Source organism: Pseudomonas sp. Emmai (assembly GCF_055179735.1).
Genome location: NZ_CM143685.1, coordinates 3,061,359 through 3,077,915 on the forward strand (window position 1 = coordinate 3,061,359; position 16,557 = coordinate 3,077,915).

21 protein-coding genes and 1 pseudogene are annotated in these 16,557 nt (G+C 55.8%); 12 read left to right on the top strand and 10 right to left on the bottom strand.

Going from position 1 to position 16,557, the window contains the following annotated elements; translation table 11 throughout:
* Window positions 1–7: 7 nt before the first annotated feature.
* Together ACY4LX_RS14060 and ACY4LX_RS14065 are read right to left on the bottom strand one after the other, a co-directional pair.
* On the bottom strand, window positions 8–433 hold the full coding sequence (locus tag ACY4LX_RS14060; RefSeq protein ID WP_149662166.1) for a GNAT family N-acetyltransferase: 426 nt from the start codon (window positions 431–433) through the stop codon (window positions 8–10).
* Window positions 434–460: 27 nt separating this feature from the next.
* Complete coding sequence (locus ACY4LX_RS14065) at window positions 461–826, bottom strand: VOC family protein (protein ID WP_463260267.1); 366 nt, start codon at window positions 824–826, stop codon at window positions 461–463.
* Between the two features lie 175 nt (window positions 827–1,001).
* Between ACY4LX_RS14065 and ACY4LX_RS14070 the strand changes: the two genes are divergently transcribed.
* The 3 genes from ACY4LX_RS14070 (at window position 1,002) to ACY4LX_RS14080 (ending at window position 3,580) form a co-directional block, all read left to right on the top strand.
* Complete coding sequence (locus ACY4LX_RS14070; RefSeq protein ID WP_463260268.1) at window positions 1,002–1,736, top strand: tellurite resistance TerB family protein; 735 nt, start codon at window positions 1,002–1,004, stop codon at window positions 1,734–1,736.
* A 222-nt stretch (window positions 1,737–1,958) separates the two neighbouring features.
* Window positions 1,959–3,086, top strand: a complete 1,128-nt coding sequence (locus ACY4LX_RS14075) for a saccharopine dehydrogenase family protein (protein ID WP_463260269.1) — start codon at window positions 1,959–1,961, stop codon at window positions 3,084–3,086.
* 2 nt (window positions 3,087–3,088) lie between these two features.
* Window positions 3,089–3,580 carry a DUF2269 family protein gene (locus tag ACY4LX_RS14080; protein WP_463260270.1) on the top strand — a complete coding sequence of 164 codons (492 nt, stop codon included), beginning with the start codon at window positions 3,089–3,091 and terminating at the stop codon, window positions 3,578–3,580.
* Window positions 3,581–3,641: 61 nt separating this feature from the next.
* Here the strand turns inward: ACY4LX_RS14080 and ACY4LX_RS14085 are convergent, their stop codons facing one another.
* The 4 genes from ACY4LX_RS14085 to ACY4LX_RS14100 all read right to left on the bottom strand — a co-directional run bounded on the left by ACY4LX_RS14085 (window position 3,642) and on the right by ACY4LX_RS14100 (window position 5,509).
* The gene (locus ACY4LX_RS14085; protein ID WP_463260674.1) at window positions 3,642–3,773 is read right to left on the bottom strand and encodes a hypothetical protein; all 132 of its coding nucleotides are present in this window, start codon (window positions 3,771–3,773) and stop codon (window positions 3,642–3,644) included.
* A 135-nt stretch (window positions 3,774–3,908) separates the two neighbouring features.
* Window positions 3,909–4,583 (bottom strand): DUF3313 domain-containing protein, encoded by a 675-nt coding sequence (locus ACY4LX_RS14090; protein WP_149662172.1) that lies wholly within the window; start codon window positions 4,581–4,583, stop codon window positions 3,909–3,911.
* 97 nt (window positions 4,584–4,680) lie between these two features.
* A complete protein-coding gene (locus ACY4LX_RS14095; RefSeq protein WP_149662173.1) occupies window positions 4,681–5,082 on the bottom strand; it encodes a hypothetical protein in 402 nt (133 codons plus the stop codon).
* Window positions 5,083–5,194: 112 nt separating this feature from the next.
* Window positions 5,195–5,509, bottom strand: a complete 315-nt coding sequence (locus ACY4LX_RS14100; RefSeq protein WP_149662174.1) for a DUF2388 domain-containing protein — start codon at window positions 5,507–5,509, stop codon at window positions 5,195–5,197.
* Between the two features lie 225 nt (window positions 5,510–5,734).
* Between ACY4LX_RS14100 and ACY4LX_RS14105 the strand changes: the two are divergent.
* The 3 genes and pseudogenes from ACY4LX_RS14105 to ACY4LX_RS14115 form a co-directional block, all read left to right on the top strand.
* A pseudogene (locus ACY4LX_RS14105) lies at window positions 5,735–6,490 on the top strand (HAMP domain-containing protein); the annotation flags it as partial.
* Window positions 6,491–6,622: 132 nt separating this feature from the next.
* Window positions 6,623–7,348 (top strand): methyl-accepting chemotaxis protein, encoded by a 726-nt coding sequence (locus tag ACY4LX_RS14110; protein ID WP_463260595.1) that lies wholly within the window; start codon window positions 6,623–6,625, stop codon window positions 7,346–7,348.
* Window positions 7,349–7,413: 65 nt separating this feature from the next.
* Window positions 7,414–8,079: a polysaccharide lyase family 7 protein gene (locus ACY4LX_RS14115; protein WP_463260271.1), complete on the top strand. Its 666-nt coding sequence runs from the start codon at window positions 7,414–7,416 to the stop codon at window positions 8,077–8,079.
* Window positions 8,080–8,139: 60 nt separating this feature from the next.
* On the opposite strand, the gene ACY4LX_RS14120 is transcribed toward ACY4LX_RS14115, so the two are convergent.
* The gene (locus tag ACY4LX_RS14120; RefSeq protein WP_463260272.1) at window positions 8,140–8,571 is read right to left on the bottom strand and encodes a nuclear transport factor 2 family protein; all 432 of its coding nucleotides are present in this window, start codon (window positions 8,569–8,571) and stop codon (window positions 8,140–8,142) included.
* Window positions 8,572–8,753: 182 nt separating this feature from the next.
* On the opposite strand from ACY4LX_RS14120, the gene ACY4LX_RS14125 reads away from it, so the two are divergent.
* From ACY4LX_RS14125 to ACY4LX_RS14135, 3 genes are read left to right on the top strand one after another with little or no spacing between them, the layout of a single operon-like run.
* Window positions 8,754–8,975 carry a hypothetical protein gene (locus ACY4LX_RS14125; protein ID WP_463260273.1) on the top strand — a complete coding sequence of 74 codons (222 nt, stop codon included), beginning with the start codon at window positions 8,754–8,756 and terminating at the stop codon, window positions 8,973–8,975.
* Window positions 8,975–9,406: a DNA methylase gene (locus ACY4LX_RS14130; protein WP_463260274.1), complete on the top strand. Its 432-nt coding sequence runs from the start codon at window positions 8,975–8,977 to the stop codon at window positions 9,404–9,406. Before ACY4LX_RS14125 ends, ACY4LX_RS14130 begins: the two co-directional genes overlap by 1 nt.
* A complete protein-coding gene (locus ACY4LX_RS14135; RefSeq protein ID WP_463260275.1) occupies window positions 9,403–10,125 on the top strand; it encodes a DUF72 domain-containing protein in 723 nt (240 codons plus the stop codon). Before ACY4LX_RS14130 ends, ACY4LX_RS14135 begins: the two co-directional genes overlap by 4 nt.
* A gap of 32 nt (window positions 10,126–10,157) precedes the next feature.
* Here ACY4LX_RS14135 and ACY4LX_RS14140 read toward each other — a convergent pair whose 3' ends face one another.
* Window positions 10,158–10,589, bottom strand: a complete 432-nt coding sequence (locus tag ACY4LX_RS14140) for a lysozyme inhibitor LprI family protein (RefSeq protein ID WP_463260276.1) — start codon at window positions 10,587–10,589, stop codon at window positions 10,158–10,160.
* A gap of 464 nt (window positions 10,590–11,053) precedes the next feature.
* Between ACY4LX_RS14140 and mqo the strand changes: the two genes are divergently transcribed.
* From mqo to ACY4LX_RS14155, 3 genes are all read left to right on the top strand, one after another.
* Entirely contained in the window at window positions 11,054–12,700 is a 1,647-nt protein-coding gene (gene mqo / locus ACY4LX_RS14145; protein WP_463260277.1) for a malate dehydrogenase (quinone), read from the top strand.
* Window positions 12,701–12,742: 42 nt separating this feature from the next.
* Window positions 12,743–13,888, top strand: coding sequence for a hypothetical protein (locus ACY4LX_RS14150; protein WP_463260278.1), 1,146 nt, complete (start codon window positions 12,743–12,745; stop codon window positions 13,886–13,888).
* A 127-nt stretch (window positions 13,889–14,015) separates the two neighbouring features.
* Window positions 14,016–14,612 carry a hypothetical protein gene (locus tag ACY4LX_RS14155; RefSeq protein ID WP_463260279.1) on the top strand — a complete coding sequence of 199 codons (597 nt, stop codon included), beginning with the start codon at window positions 14,016–14,018 and terminating at the stop codon, window positions 14,610–14,612.
* 318 nt (window positions 14,613–14,930) lie between these two features.
* Here the strand turns inward: ACY4LX_RS14155 and ACY4LX_RS14160 are convergent, their stop codons facing one another.
* A complete protein-coding gene (locus ACY4LX_RS14160) occupies window positions 14,931–15,317 on the bottom strand; it encodes a hypothetical protein (protein WP_463260280.1) in 387 nt (128 codons plus the stop codon).
* Between the two features lie 96 nt (window positions 15,318–15,413).
* Window positions 15,414–16,445 carry a hypothetical protein gene (locus ACY4LX_RS14165; protein WP_463260281.1) on the bottom strand — a complete coding sequence of 344 codons (1,032 nt, stop codon included), beginning with the start codon at window positions 16,443–16,445 and terminating at the stop codon, window positions 15,414–15,416.
* Between the last annotated feature and the right edge of the window lie 112 nt (window positions 16,446–16,557).

Below are 16,557 nucleotides of genomic sequence, written 5' to 3' on the forward strand. Positions count from 1 at the left end.
CAGAGGTTTACAACACTTTGCTCATGAACACCCGGCTGGTGCCCTCCGGCAGGCATGGCACCTCGCCAAATCGCTGCCAGCCCTGCTTCTCGTAAAACGCCGGGGCTTGAAAACTCAAGGTGTAGAGCACCGCCGAGCGACAGCCGCGCCGGCGGCCTTCGTCTTCATAGGCGTTGAGCAGTCGAGCGCCCAGCCCGGAGCCGCGTAGCGCCTCGGGCAAGTAGAACAAATCGAGAAACAGCAGGCCCAGCGACGTGCGCCCGGTAATCCCGCCCAGCACCTGTTGGGTGCCAGGGTCGCGAACGGTCACCGTCAGGGCCTGCCAGTCGCTGATCCCGGTGGCCTGATCATTGAAGGCGCTGAGTCCGGCGCTGAGCAGTTGCTCGACGTCAGGGTCGATCACGTCGCTGACGACAATTTGATGTTGATCCATGCGGGGGAGAATTCTCTGGGTGACGGGTTAACGGGAGTAGAACACTCGCAGCCGATGATCATCGGGGTCAAGCGCGACGAAGGTGCGGCCGAAATCCAGTTCGGTCGGTGGTTGCAGGATGCTCAGGCCCAGGCTCGACCATTGGCCGAACAGCGCGTCGACCTCTTCAGCAGACTCCACCGGGAAGGCCAGCTCCATGCCACCACCGGTCATTCCTGCCACCGGTTCGGCGGTGTGCCGCGACCAGAGCCCCAGTTTGTAGCCGTCTTCCAGTACAAACAGGGCGAAGGTCGGGGATTCTTCCACGGGTTTGCGGCCCAGCAGGAATTCATAGAACCGTGCACTGACGGCAGGGTTTTCGACGAAAAGTAGCCAATAACGCGGCGTGATCATGGGACTGCTCCAAAGGACGTGGCACGCAGCATAAAAGGCAGCACTGTCAGTTTCTGTCAGGAGCGTGAGCCCTGGGGTGTTGCGCCTGTCCACGTCGGCCTGACAGGGTTGGCGCAATGGCCGGCGAGGGCTATCGTTGCCTGACTGAGCCACACCCATAAGAGAGGTCGTCGTCATGAACACCAGCGATTTGCTCGAACAACTTTTGCGGGCCGGCCAAGGCTCGATGTCGCAGCAGGGCGGCGGTGCCGCGCCATCCCAGGCAGGCCTGGGCGGTCTTGGCGGTCTTGGCGGATTACTCGGCGGCCTGTTGGGCGGTGGCGCCGCTTCTGGTGCCGGCGGTGGCGGGTTGGGTGGCTTGCTCGGTGGTTTGCTGGGCGGTGGCTCGGCCTTGGGCGGCTCGACCCGGCCCCGTTCTTCGGGCGGCACCAACTACGCGGCGCTGGCGTCCCTCGGGATGATGGCGTTCCAGGCCTATCAAGCCTGGCAGCGCAGCCAGGCCTCGGCGCCGCAACAGGCGCCGCGCACCGTGGACCTGCTCGCCGGCCCGGAAGTCGAAGACCACAGCCACGCGGTGCTGCGCGCCTTAATCGCCGCCGCCAAGGCCGATGGCCGGATCGATGACAACGAGAAACAGATGATCAGCAGCGAAATCGGGCGCCACACCGATGATCCGCAGTTGCAGCAATGGCTCGACGATGAAGTCGCCCGCCCCTTGGACGCCGCCGATGTGGCGCGGTCAGCCACAGACCCGGCCATCGCCGCGGAAATGTACCTGGCCAGCGTGATGGTGGTGGACGATCAGCAAGACGCCGAGCGCAGTTATCTGGATGAGCTGGCCGCGGCGCTGAAGATTGAGCCCGAGTTGCAGGTGCATCTGGAGCAGCAGGCCAAGGGCGGGGCGGTGTAGCGTCTTTCGTAAATCCTGTGATGAGAGAGCTTTCTGTGGCGAGGGAGCTTGCTCCCGCTGGGTTGCGAAGCGACCCCGCTTATCCCTAAAAAGCAGGGGACTGCTGCGCAGTCCAGCGGGAGCAAACTCCCTCGCCACAGGTTATGAACAAATCGTTCCTCGTGGGTCATTCGATCCCTTAGAATCGCGCCTCGGTCGAGAAACGGTTCAGGGAAGCAGTAAATGACACTCAAGGTATTGGTGATCGGTGGTTACGGAAACTTCGGCAGCATCGTGTGCCGGCATTTGGCGGTGATGCCGGGCATCGATCTGGTGATTTCCGGGCGTGACCCGCGCAAGTTGTCGGCCAAGGTCGACGCGTTGCAAGCCCAGTCCGGCAAAACCTGCGAAGGCTGGTGCGGTGATGCCATGGGCGCCGGTTTCAAATCCGCCCTGGCGTCGCTGGGCATTCAACTGGTCATCCACACCGGCGGCCCGTTCCAGGGCCAATCCTATGCCGTGGCTGAAGCGTGCATCGACGCTGGGGTCAATTACTGCGATCTCTCGGACTGCCGCACCTTCGTCAACGCCATCGGCGTGCTGGATGCCCGCGCAAAAAATGCCGGCGTGGCGGTCCTTAGTGGCTGCAGCTCGGTGCCGACGCTGTCGTCAGCCATCATCGATCAGCACCGCTCGCGTTTTAAGCGCATTGATCTGATCGAGCACGGTATTTCCTCTTCGGCCAAGATGCCCGGACTGTCCACGATCACCGGGGTACTGGCCTACGCCGGCAAACCGATCAAACAGCTCAAGAGCGGCCAGGTGCACGAAGTGTTCGGCTGGCAGGACCTGACCCTGCGCAAGATGCCGCAAATGGGCACGCGGGTATTGGCCAATGTCGACGTGCCGGACATGGACATCTTCGCCAGCCGCTACGGCGCGCAGACCTTGCGGTTCAAGGCCGGCGCGGGGCTCAAGCTCGGCAATGTGGCGACCTTCCTGCTGGCCCAGGCCCTGCGTACCGGGCTGGTTCGCGACCACGAGCGCTGGGCCGCGCGTCTGCATCGCTGGGGCGGCGGGTTCGAGCGGTTTGGCGATGGCAAGAGCGCGATGTACATCGACGTCGTGGGCCTCGGCATGGACGACAAGCCGTTGTCCCTGACCGTGCAACTCACGGCGTTCAACGACAAGGGGCCGGAAATTCCGAGCTGCGCCGCCGTCGCCCTGGCCGCGAAAATGCTCCAGGGCTACGTGCCCGAACCCGGCGCGCGGCCGTGTGTTGGTGAAATCAGCGTCGATGAGTACATGGCCGCCATCAACGACCCGGACAACCTGCACATGTCCGTGGTGTTTTCCGACGGGCAGGGCTGAACATGCTCTACCTCGGCCTCAAATACGCCCACATCATCGCCGCGATTTTTCTGTTCGGCTTCGGCATGGGCTCCTACCTCTATTTGATCGCCGCCAGCCGCACGGCCAACCCGTTGGTCATCGCTCATGTGGCGCGGATGGTGGTGTGGTTCGACACCTGGATCACCACGCCGGCCGGTTTCCTGCAAATCATCACCGGGTACGGTTTGGTGAAACTCAGCGGTTTACCGCTGACTACGGAGTGGGTCCTGACGGCACTGGTGATCTTCCTGTGCACGGGCGCGCTGTGGCTGCCGGTGCTGGTGCTGCAAAAGCGTTTGCAGGTGCTGGCGATGAGCGCGGTCGAGACCGGGGAGGGGTTGGCGGTCGAGTACGACGCGGTCTACCGCAAGTGGTTCTGGATGGGGGTGTTGGGCTTTCTCGGGATGTTCGTGATCGTGCTGATCATGGTGACGCGCATGACGCCGGGGCAGTGGCTTGAAATGTTGAGTTAAGAACACCGCCAACCCCCGTAGATACCGTCTTAAATCTCACCGAGCAAGCGCAAATTCCGGGTCATAAGGCTGGCCCGACTTGAGCATCCTTGATTTTCTGCAGATTGACCGTGCACAGGTCGTCCGCAGCAAATACCGAAGGTGCCAGCAGTGCAGCGGCGACGAACAATCCAGCAAGTGCAGAACGCTTCATGTAAATCTCCTTAATCGAAAGTTCGGTGCCGTTGCTGATGAGCTGTAGCACCGAGGCAATCAGGCCCTGAAAACAGGGCCTGGAAAATGACTATAGCTAAGCGTGGCAAAAAGGCCGGTGACGCTTACCCGCGTGTCAACGAATGAACGCCTGCAAGTCAGCCGTCAGCTTGTTGATCGCCGCTTTGAAGTCATTGGTGGTGATTTTCTGGCTTGAGTTCTTCAACTGCTCACCGAACACTTTGCGCACCACTTTGGCCATGATTTGGTTGTTGCTGGCGTCTACCAACTCGGCTTCCAGAAACAGTGTGGTGTCCTGGCTGCGATGGCCGGAAGCCGCGCTCACTCCGCCAACCACGGCGGCGACCGGGACCACTTCGTACCATTGCATGCCTTCATTGGAGGCCGTGACCCCCGTGATCGCCGCCCGCAGGACCAGGGTTTTCGACCCTGCCGGGGCTTTTTTGGCGCTGGATACGACGCGGTACTTCTGGCCCAGCACACCCTTGGCGCTATTGGTCATGTAGGTCTGCAATTCTTCCAGGGTGCGCTGGTCGACCCGTTCGTTGGGTTTTGGCTTCGGATAGAGTTCCAGCTTCATGAACGCCACGGTGTCATAGGCGTTGGGATTCCATGACGGGCTGACCCAGCGCATGGCTTTCTCGCCGCTGGTGGTGGTCACTTCCTGGAGGTTGTTGTAGTTGGGCAGGAAGCCCGAGTACTGCTCCTTATCGGTGACTTTGGAGGTACAACCGCCCAGCAACAGGCTGGCCAGCGCGGCGCCGATAAACACGTTTCGGGACAGGTTCATGGTGGTGGGTGCTCCGTGGGGGAACGCGTTATGTGTCGATAACGGTAGTTCAAAAAACACGGGAGCATGGGGCAGGTGATTGCGTCAGGCCGGATACTCAGGCATCACGCAGCAAGTCGTTGGCGTTGAGCAGCTCGTAGGCAATCTCCGGGCGTTTTTCCAGGCTGCGGCGAATGGCGGCGGGGATCGCGGCGCGGGTCTTGCGGCACAGGCCCGGCAGTTCTTCGATCTGAATGCCGATGCCGCGCATGGTCCGCACCTCGTTGAAGCTGGGGATCAATTCCACGCGAATGCCCAAGCGCTCGTGCATCAGCTGTTGCAGGTGTGCAAGGTCGGCGAGGTCTTTGAGGTTTTCCAGGCGTTCGAGCAGGCGTTTCTCTTCCTGGCGGGTCAGGAACAGGATGCGCACATCCGCGCCGGGGGTTTCCAGCAACGGGTCACGCCCGCAGATGCAGGCGCCGGGAGGGCAGGGTGAGCGGATCGGGGCCGGGGTCGTCATGGCCTCAATCATAGAGGCCCGCGAACGGTTTTGCCCAGCGTGTTCAAGCGAGGTTCAAGGGCAGGCGTTCATGCAAGCCTGCCCTTGTTACTCACGCGGGTGAACATCGATATCAGTGAGCGGCTGGCCCCTCGTACTGCACGAGGATCGCGTTGGCCAGGTCTTCGTCGGTGGCGTTGAGGCCTGGGTTGTCCTGGCGGATCTGCTGCAACACCGCCTCCATGTAGACCCCGCGGATCGCGCCGTTACTGGCGACAAACGCAGAGACGTCATCCCGGGCCGGAATCACCATTTTGTGGTCTTTGAACGTCGAATACAGCGAAGCGGAAACCCCTGCCGAAGTCGCGACATCCTTGCCGCTTACGGCCAGGGCAGACCCGATGGGCAGGCACAACATCAGTGAAGTAATGAGTAACATGCGGCGCATGGCGTCGTCCTCCAACAGCGTAAAGCGAAAAGGAAGTAACACATTACTTAGGAGGTGCGGCGAGGCTCAGGAGTTCCGTGCCCCCCGGCAAATGGCCACATGCTTCGGACTCTGCCACCGGTCTTAAACCGACGGGCCCACGGAAATAGGCTTAAATAACCACAGGATGGGGTCGATAACCTCTTCAGAGTCGTCTTTCGCAGCGTCCAACAGGGGAACAACAAAGTGTCCATAAAACTCCGGTTACTTCTGTTGATGGGGACGGGCCTGCTCACGGCATTGATCATGAGCCTGGTCAGTTACCTGGGGAACGCCCAGATGGCCCAGGCCGTGAACGACAGCGAAGTCAGCATGGCGGCGCTGCGCAATCACCTCGAAGCCGACATGATGCATGACGCCCTGCGCGCCGACGTACTCTCGGCGATGCTGGTGGGCTTGGGCAAAAGCACCAGCAGCAAGGACGAGGTGCGCAGTTCCATCGAGGAGCACGCGACGCGTTTTCGGGAGGTGCTGGGTGAAAACCTAAAACTACCGGTCAACGCCACCATCATGGCCGGCCTGAATAAGGTCAAGCCGAGCCTCGATACCTACATCAGTGCCGCCGAACGCATTGTCGCGGTCGCACTGGAAAATCCTGAGGCCGCGCAACAGCAAATCGGTTCGTTCAACGCAGTGTTCACCCAGCTCGAAGGTGACATGTCGGCGCTGAGCGAGCTGATTGAAACCAACACCCAACAGGCCAGCCAAGGCACTCAACAAGCCATCAGCCACGCCAACATCGCCCTCGGCAGTGTCCTCGCGGCCAGCCTGTTGTTGCTGTTGGCCCAGGGTCGTTGGGTGATCCTGAGCATCATGGCGCCGTTGCGCTCGGCCATTCGCATCGCCGACAGCATCGCCCATGGCAACCTCAGCGAACCGATCATCGAACCTACCGGCAACGACGAAGCCAGCAGCCTGATCCGCACCCTGGCGACCATGCAACGCGACCTGCGCGGCATGATCGAAGTGGTGCGCAGCAACGCCCACGGCGTCAGCGGCATGAGCCAGCAATTGAGCAACGGCTGCCACGAAGTCGCCGGCAGCAGCCAGCAGCAAAGCGTCGCCGCCAGCACCATGGCCGCCGCCGCCAGCGAAATGACCGCCAGCATCGAAGAAATCACCCGCCACGCCAACCGCGCGCTGGACATGGCCAACCAGGCCGAGGAGCTGGCCAAGGACGGCGGCAAGGTGATCCATCAGGTGGTCAGCGACATGGACGGCATCGCCCGTTCGGCGCAGCAGTCGGCCCAAGTGATTCGCACGCTGGACAAGGAGTCCGAGGGGATTTTCAGCATCATCCAGGTGATCAAGGGCATCGCCGACCAGACCAACCTGTTGGCGCTGAACGCCGCGATCGAGGCGGCGCGGGCCGGTGAACAGGGCCGTGGTTTCGCCGTGGTCGCCGATGAAGTCCGCAGCCTGGCGGGCCGCACCAGCGCGTCCACCCAGGAAATCGCCGCCATGGTCGCGCGCATCCAGCAAAGCACCCGTGAAGCCGTCACCAGCATGGAGGCCGGCGTGGCCCAGGTCGACAAAGGCATGGCCGTGACCGCCGACGTCGAACGCGCCATCCGCGAAATCCTTGAAGCCACGCTGAACACCACGCAACTGGTCAACGACATCAGCCGCACCATCGGCGAACAAAGCCTGGCCAGTAACGAAATCGCGCATCAGGTGGAGATGATTGCCGGCATGTCCGAAGACAACAGCAAGGTCATTGGTCGTACGGCGTCGACCACGGATGAGTTGTCGTCGCTGGCGGGGCAGTTGTCGCAGTCGGTGGATCGCTTCAGGCTTTAAACCTTTCCTTGCGGGGCAACAGACCTGAGTGCTGTAGGGTACTGGCGCCCCCAAGGAGAGTTGAAATGATTGATTTGGCCACCTGGAACCTGACAATCCCTGTATGGACGCCCGCTAAAGTCATCGATACGCCGCGACTGGTGGATGGCTATACCGACAACTATTTTCGCTCCGGCGACTCGCTTTTTTTCTGGGCGCCGGTCACCGGGTCCAGCACGTCGAAATCCGAATTCCCTCGCAGCGAATTGCGCGAAACCCTGAGCGACGGGACCTTGCGCAACTGGACCTATCCCGAAGCCGATCACCGCCTCAAGGCCGTGTTGAAGGTCAATCAAGTGCCTTCAACCGGTCGGATCGTGATCGGGCAAATCCATATCTACCAAGACAAAGGCCCGCTGCTGAAAGTGGAGTATCAGTACGATGCGGCCACCAAGAAGGGCAATGTGATTGCCAACTATCGGCTGAAGCCGGGCAGGGAAGACATCACCGTCGTGATTGCCAGGGACATTGCCCTGGGCAAGCCATTTTCGTATGAGGTGCGCTTCAGTTCTGCCGGTTATTTGAATGTCAGTTCGCAAGGGTACAGCTGGGGCAAACAAATCAGCTCTAGCTGGAAGAACAAGCTGCTGTATTTCAAAGCCGGGGTTTATGCGTTGGATAACACCGGCTATAAAAATGAAGGGGGGCAGGTGACGTTCAGCCAACTGGACGTGGCGCATACCAAGCCCTGAGCTGCGGAAATAATGCTGTGGCGAGGAAGCCAGCTCCCCTCGCCACACGTGACTCGGCGTTTAGATACGAAACGCCTGACGCCCCACCAACAGCCACTTCCCATGCTGCTTCTGCCAAATCTGCAGGTTCTCGATCTCGGTCGGCACCACTTCCGTGCCATTGAGCGCCTGCGCCGAGAAGTGATTACGCACCAGCGCCGTATCGCCCGACAAGGTGATGGTCTGCTTCTGCATCTCCAGGGTCTTGAAGGCACTTTTGCCGGTTTCGATATCAGCGATAAACGCTGCCTTGTCCTGAACCTTGCCGCTGGAATGGCCGTAGCTCAGGTTGGTCGCCGTCAGCTTTTGCAGCTCGGGAATGTCCTTGTGCAGCATGGCTTGGGTCAGATGGTCGACGGCTTGCGCCACGTCTTTCTCGGCGGTGGCCGGGGCGGCGGCGACGTAGCCGCTGAAGAGGCAGAGAAAACCGATCAGCAATTTGGCTTTTTGCATGGGTATTTCCTTGTTGTTGTAGGGGATCGAGACTGAGTTATTTGTCAGTCATCGTACAACCTAGCAGAAATTTTGCCGGGCAAACAGACAGCGCTTTTGGCCGACCTGCCATTGGTCGGGCGCGAGGAACGGCCCCCAGCGCGGTCCTTCCAAGGGAAAACGACCCTTGGGAACCCAGCCATATGAACGATGACCCTAAGCAAGAAGCCTTGGCCGCCTGGTACAAGCTGCTCAGGCAACCCGAAATCCGCATGGACAGTGAAGAGCACTACGACGAACTGCTGAAAGCCGCCGATGAGATGGAGCGCATTGGGCTGATCAATGGCTCGGAGTGGCGCGTACTGGTGCGCGAGGCGGGCGTCGCCTTTGCCAATTCGATTCAAGGCGTCGGCGGTGGAACCTGATGAGCAAAGCGATCAGCGCTAGCGACCTGGGCATCCACCTGAAGAAAGGCGATGAAGGCGCCTTGTTCAAATGGTTTGTCGCCAGCTTCCTGATGGGCAAACGCATCCAGGCAGACATCGCCGCCCAGGCGTATCGCGTGATTGTTGAAAAACACAGCCGCGACACTGCACGCAAACTGGCCGCGTGTACCCATCGGGAGCTGGTGGCCATGCTCGGCGAAGCTCATTACGTGCGCTACGACGAAACCACCGCCGAGCGCCTGCGCCACTTGGGCAAAAAACTCAGCGATGAATACGCCGGTAAAATCGGCGCCATTCAGGGCGCCAGCGAAGACCGCCAGGCCTTCGAAAAGCGCCTCGACGCCTTCGAAGGGGTAGGGCCGAAAACCATCGAAATCTTTATGCGTGACGCGGCGGCGGTGCTCTATTGAGTCCGCTCTACATCGGCTGCGCGGGTTGGACGCTGCCCCGGGAATACTGGCCGCTGTTTCCCGACACCGGCACCCATCTGCAACGCTACGCGACGCAACTGCCGGCCGTGGAAATCAACAGCTCGTTCTATCGCCCGCATCAACCTCAAACCTATTTGCGCTGGGCGCAATCGGTGCCCTCGGCGTTTCGATTTTCGGTCAAGCTGCCCAAGCTCATTACCCATGTGCAGCGCTTGCAACACTGCGAGGGCTTGCTCGACGAGTTTCTTGCCCAGTGCCTGAAACTGGGCGAAAAGCTGGGTTGTCTGTTGATCCAGTTGCCGCCGTCGCTGGCCTATGACGCGACGGTAGCCAGCGAATTTTTCCGCATCCTGCGGCAACGTTATGCAGGCACCGTGGTGCTCGAACCCCGCCATGAAACCTGGCGCGCGGCCAGCGGTTTACTGATCGAACACCGCATCGGGCGGGTCGCCGCCGATCCCTCACCGATCACCGGCGGCACCACGCCGGGTGGCTGGTCCGGGGTGCGTTATTGGCGCCTGCATGGTTCGCCACGGATTTACTACAGCGACTATGACGTGGGCCGATTGCAGGTGTTGGCCCAGCGGATGCGCAGTTCGATGGAAGAGGGGGCCGAGACCTGGTGCGTTTTTGATAACACGGCGAGCGGGTTTGCGTTGGGGAATGCGTTGAGTTTGCGGGCGCTTCTGGAACCGTGAGTTTGATGGTACGAGCCCAGTCTGCGATTGACTCAAGGCGCGCCCACCAATCCATTCAAATACTCAACTCGCTTTTGCGTCTGCTCCAGCAGGCAGAAGGTATGGATAGTGCCAAAACCACTGCCTTCCCTTGATTCGTAAGTCTCGAAGTCGCAACTGGCGTCGCGCAAAGCAATCCAGGCCAACTGAGCCTTTTTCAGCATCTGATCCTGAGTGGGGGGCTTCCCGGAAATACCATTGTCTTTGTACCGCGCGATCAAGGTTTTGTAAGCCGCGTTCAGCGCCTGATCGGATGCTTTGAGTTGCTGCTGCAGGCAATCGTACATCCCACCTTCATCGTTGGCGGCAGGGCAGATGTTGCTGGCTTGCGCGGTGGGGCATAGCGCGAAAAGCAGGGCTGGGACAAGCAATGAGCGGAGGCGGGGAATCGTTTTCGGCTCAATGCCGGGGTGCAGGCCATCCATGGTTCATCGTTCTCAGGTGTGTGGGGGGCGTCACTTTAACGGTCTGGTGCTGTTTGTAGCGAATTCGTTGGTGCGCGCGGTATTGCCAGCCTCAGGGATGCCACGTTTTTGCCCATCTCCGCCGATACATCCAGACACAGACCCGGACCACCAAGTCGCGAACAGACGCGCGGGTTTGCTATGTCGTGATATTCTTCGCGCCAACTTGCTTTGACCCATTCCGTTCGCGCGCCCTTGAGGCGCGCAAACAGGATCAATGTCGCTCAAGTAGCTGAAGCCAATAATGATAAGAAGTCAGTTCAGTAGGGACATATAAACTGAGGTCGATGGACACGTCGGCCTTGTGTGCCCACCCTCCAATCCTGATGTGCGGGAACCCGCGACATGCTGCCTGCATGGCGTGAACCAGGGCCCTTCGCGGTTGGGATGGAAGGGCGGATGGCGTTTTATCATAGGTGCTACAGATGCTTAAGAAACTCAACACGGCCCTGCTGGGGCTGGCTTTGTCGATGGGGATCACGTCCGTTCACGCGGAAGAGGCAAAGAAAGTCGATGTGCTGCTGATTGGCGGCGGCATCATGAGCGCGACCTTGGGCGTGTGGCTCAACGAGCTGCAACCGGACTTGTCGATGGAAATGGTCGAGCGCCTCGACGGCGTCGCCCTGGAAAGCTCCAACGGCTGGAACAACGCCGGTACCGGTCACTCCGCACTTGCTGAGCTGAACTACACCCCGGAAGACGAAAACGGCAAAGTGTCGATCCCGAAAGCCGTTGAAATCAACGAAGCGTTCCAGATCTCCCGCCAGTTCTGGTCGTGGCAGGTTCAGCAAGGCGTCCTGAAGAACCCGCGTTCGTTCATCAACTCCACTCCGCACATGAGCTTCGTGTGGGGCGATGACAACATCAAGTTCCTGAAAAAACGCTACGAAGCCCTGCAAGCGAGCCCGCTGTTCGCCGGCATGCAGTACTCCGAAGACCCGGCTGTGATCAAGAAGTGGGTTCCGCTGATGATGGAAGGGCGTGACCCGAACCAGAAAGTCGCGGCCACCTGGACCCCGATCGGCACCGACGTCAACTTTGGCGAGATCACCCGCCAGTTCGTTGCGCACCTGCAAACCACACCAAAGTTCGACTTGAAACTGTCCAGCGAAGTGCAGGACATCACCAAGAACGAAGACGGCACCTGGCGCGTCAGCTACAAAAACCTGAAAGACGGCACCAAATCCGAAACCGACGCCAAGTTCGTCTTCATCGGCGCGGGCGGCGGTGCACTGCACTTGCTGCAGAAGTCCGGCATTCCTGAAGCCAAGGAATACGCAGGCTTCCCGGTAGGCGGCTCGTTCCTCGTGACCGAAAACCCGACCATTGCCGAGCAACACCTGGCCAAGGCCTACGGCAAAGCTTCCGTCGGCGCACCGCCGATGTCCGTTCCGCACCTGGACACCCGTGTCCTGGACGGCAAGCGCGTGATCCTGTTTGGCCCATTCGCGACCTTCAGCACCAAGTTCCTGAAAGAAGGCTCGTACCTGGACCTGCTGACCAGCACCACCACCCACAACATCTGGCCGATGACCAAAGTCGGCATCAAGGAATACCCCCTGGTCGAGTACCTTGCCGGCCAACTCATGCTGTCCGACGAAGACCGCCTGAACGCCCTGAAAGAATACTTCCCGAACGCCAAAGCCGAAGACTGGCGCCTGTGGCAAGCCGGCCAACGCGTACAAATCATCAAGCGTGATGAAGCCGCCGGTGGCGTGCTGAAGCTGGGTACCGAAATCGTTGCTTCCGAAGACGGCACCATCGCCGGCCTGCTGGGCGCATCGCCAGGCGCATCGACCGCTGCACCGATCATGCTGACCGTGCTGCAAAAGGTCTTCAAGGATCAGGTTGCATCCCCGGCCTGGCAAGAAAAGCTGCACCAGATCGTGCCGAGCTATGGCACTCAGTTGAACGGTAGCCCTGAGAAAGTGGCTGAAGAGTGGGCTTACACGGCGAAGGTGTTGCAACTGACTCCGCCGCCGGTGATTCCTCAGGCTGCGGCTCCGGTTGCTGCGCCGGCTGAACCTGCGAAGGCTGTTAAGCCTAATGCTGCTAGTGATATGGCTTTGTAAGTAGAAGCTGAATCGAAAAGCCCACTGGACTGGTGACGGTTAGTGGGCTTTTTTTTGTGGAGGTATTTAAAAACTCCAACACCACCAGCAGCATGTTTTGGTTATGCTGCTGATTTGGACAAGGACGTAATCATGCCACGCGCGCTTCATTACCCGTCTATCGAATTTAGCGATCTCGATGCGCTTAAGCGCTCAATGTTGATTTGGGATGGAATTCACAGGATTGTTCCTGAGGGATATGCACCGCACGACCACGCTGAGGTCAGGGACGCAGTAACAGCGGGAGTCGTAGTCGATTTGCATGTCGACGCACTAGAGAAACATAGAGCCGCGCATCGGTTTCTCGACTTTTATAATGTCAGACATAAATTTACAAATAATCTCGTTTGGCCGGCGGGATGTTCATCGCAAAGTTTTGTGAGAATTAACCCTGACAAAATTGAAGCGCAGTTACTCCCTCTTTTTGAAAGAATGGCTCAGCAAATTTCCGACGAAGGATTCTTAGAAGTTCCGCAAGATCTTGCGGGTGGATATATGTTTTATCTGGCGACCTCGGTGGCGGAGCAGCGTTCTCTAGAACTAATAACAGACTCCTCTGATTACTGGGCGGTTGGGACATATTTCGCTAATAAAGGTTGTTTTACTGAAAAGGTTTACGATAATCAAGCGAACTCATATTTGGCTAATCTCGCTATAGATGATCTTCTTCCAGGAAACATGGACGGTATCGATATGGAGCGACTATTGAGATTTCGCGAAGATAACTGTGAGGTAAGAAGGTTGTTCCAAAAAGAGTTGGGTTTATTGAAGGATCAAATTTCGCGTTGTAATAATAAATCCCATGCTAAATACATTGTTGGTGACTTTGTCCAGAAATTTGAAAGAGCCAAGAAAGACTATAAGGACTCTTTTCGGTTTTTTGGTAGGGCTGATGTCTGCAGTATTTTTTCGGTAGGAATTCCGGTGTCTGCGACTATAGTTGCATTACCCACCCTGATAGGCGGCGATCCTTATTCACCCCTGCGTATTGGTATGGGGATACTGATAGGTGCAGTCGCCGCATTAGCCACAAGAGAGTTTGGTCGTAAACCTAGAAGTATTGCATCATACTTGGTCGGTAGTGAGAAAATATCAAGTTTTCCAGGTCATACGTTACATAGAAAATTCGAGGAATTTATTAACGATTAAGAAAGTAGTGAGTTGGTGGTGAACTTATTTTATATTTGGCTGATTTGAAGTTTGTAAAATAGCTCAGTCAATTTTATAGAGTGGCTGTTTTGTTAGTTTGTTTGATTGTTTAATAGGGTATCGAAAATTGAAATACACTTATTCTTCTCTTAAAGAACTGGCTTATAAAGATGGGTATGAGTTGGAAAAGCTCGTCGAATTAACTGATGTTGAGGCTAAAGAGATAATTGGTGCATTAGTTGCAAGTGGGCAGATAGCCGATGAACATTGGTGCATGCATATACTTAAATATCTTCGGCCTCAAATGTTTTGTTTTCTATCTAAATGGACAAGTGGGTGGTTCGGGGAAATTCGAGAGATACAGGAAGAGGGAGGTGGTTGTCAGCAGTTGACAGATCTTATTGAGGACTTTGTGAAGGATTTTTGGTTGCTCCCTCAAACAAATAAACCATTTATTCATTATTCAAAGGATAGCACTTGGTCACTTAGGTTGTTGGAAGGTCAAGTGTTTGAAACTCGCAGTTTTATGTCATGTGCAATCATGGGTAGTGATTTTGTTTATGCCAGTATACCTCGTCTTAGGTTTGCGCCATCAAAACAGGTCAGGTATCTTGGTGTATTAACAACAGAATGTTGTGAGCGAGAGGTGATTATTCCAGCAGGCGCAAGATTTAAAGTGTTGAATGTAGACGGTGGGTTGGTAGATCTTGCTGATATTGACTGAAAATGTTGGAAGGTTATAGCATTTAGGTGGTTTTAAAATTTCAAATGCGGCTAAATAAATCTATCACCTGTTTTAGAGTATTTTAAAGTATGGAATTGGTGCATCCATGTTCCGCCAAGATAGGCCTTTATCGAAACCCATCACGATGATTAGCGAGGTGCTACGTGCAATCGAGGAGCTAAATACGCATTCCAGAGCCTATTCCCGCTTTCACCAGACTTATGGTTACACGGCGGTCCCCCCCCGGGTTTCAGGAAAAGGGCAAAAACCCTCTAGATGTGCCAAAAAACATTTTGCCCTGAGAGCTAACCCGGATCTTTACTTGGCTTTTTCCATTCTTAACAGTTCGTCAAAATTCAAATGAAAGCGGCATTCCAAGTTTTCTAATACCTTCCTAATGCCACGAAGTATATGTAGTTGATTGGCGCCGAAAGCATAGTGCGCTGAGGAATAGCGCTCTTCACCCAATATGCAGTATATTAGTTCACCGATAGCGTTTTGTGTGTAAGGAAAACGTCCTTTGTATTTTTCAATTTCACCGTTTTTGTTTGTAAATCGCATTGGATACCGAAATTCCCTACCTTTGCCCTCCCATTCACCTCCAGGTCCATAGTTTTGTATGTTTCCATTATAGCACTCGTTACCAATTTCGAACTCCAGATCGTGGAGTAATGCGTAAAATGTGACTGATCGTTCCTTGTTCATAAATACAATCCTCTAGCTTTGAAATTAGTTGGGAGAGTAAGTGGAAAATGAATTATAGTGCGTCTAAAAATTCTAGAGACTTTCTAGTCTAATTTATTAAGAGGTAGCAGGTTTTTTGAAATCTCTAGACAACATCTGCGATGCGGCGGACGCGGTATACATTCCGACACCTTTTATTTCTTTAGCAACTTCATAGCCTTCGTCGCGGAATGTAGTAAGCATTTCACTTAGTTTTTTAAGTTTGTTTGTATTAAGAACCAATCGTACTGCTGTGCCTTTAAAATAATGTCCAAGATCAATGTGCTGCTTCCCATGCTCGTTTAAAGCTATTCCGTGGTCGCCACTGCATATCAAAAAACTGCCGCCTAAGCGACAGATGCGACTTATCATATATAGTCCGAAACCTGAGTTATGCCATGGGTTGTCTTTATTAATCTTAGCTCCTTTGAAGTTTTTGCTAGAAATTGCTGGCATAAGGGCTTGCTGGATGGCGTCTGAATGGCACTGAATTTGTATAAATGGGTTTGCTGATAAAGATTGCTTAAGGCCGATACCACTATCAACTATAGCTATCTCGACTGTGCTGTATGTGGGCCAATATTGAGCGCAATATTCAATGCTACGAGAATTGCTATGCTCCAAGACGTTCCGCATAATTTCTCTTATGGAAAATGTGAGAGCGTCTACGAGATTTCCCCCCGATTCTCTAGAAAGTATTTTGGCAAGGTTTTCAGCGCGACTTTCTATGATGTCTTGCGCTAGTTCACGCGCCTTGACTGCTTCGTCAATAATGGTTTGAACTCGTAGTATAGTGAACGGTACAAATCTTTCACTTCCTTCAGTGCAGTTTGGTTCTCGTCCATGTTTTAATCCAAATGCTCTAAAAAAAGCCATATTGGCTGCATATTCTTTGCTTTGATGACCGCTGCAGCTGACCATTGTGCCTTTATTGTTCTTGACGAAGTCTTTGATTTGTTTGGCAACATAAACCATCGTAAAGGGTTCTATCCTGCCCATGGAAGTAAAGTCGATTAATAGTTTGTCTGTGCCGGCGTGACTTTCAACCTCGGAGCAGAAGTTAAAAATATCGCGCTTGTCGCAATTGCTGGGGAATTTTACGGTGGCCAAGGTTTTTTCCTTATTGTTATTAAAAATATTAGATCAAAGTACTTGTCACTTGAATAAACGAAATATCGATCATGCTGAAATTACTATTTTGCCATCACGCTGTCCATCGTCC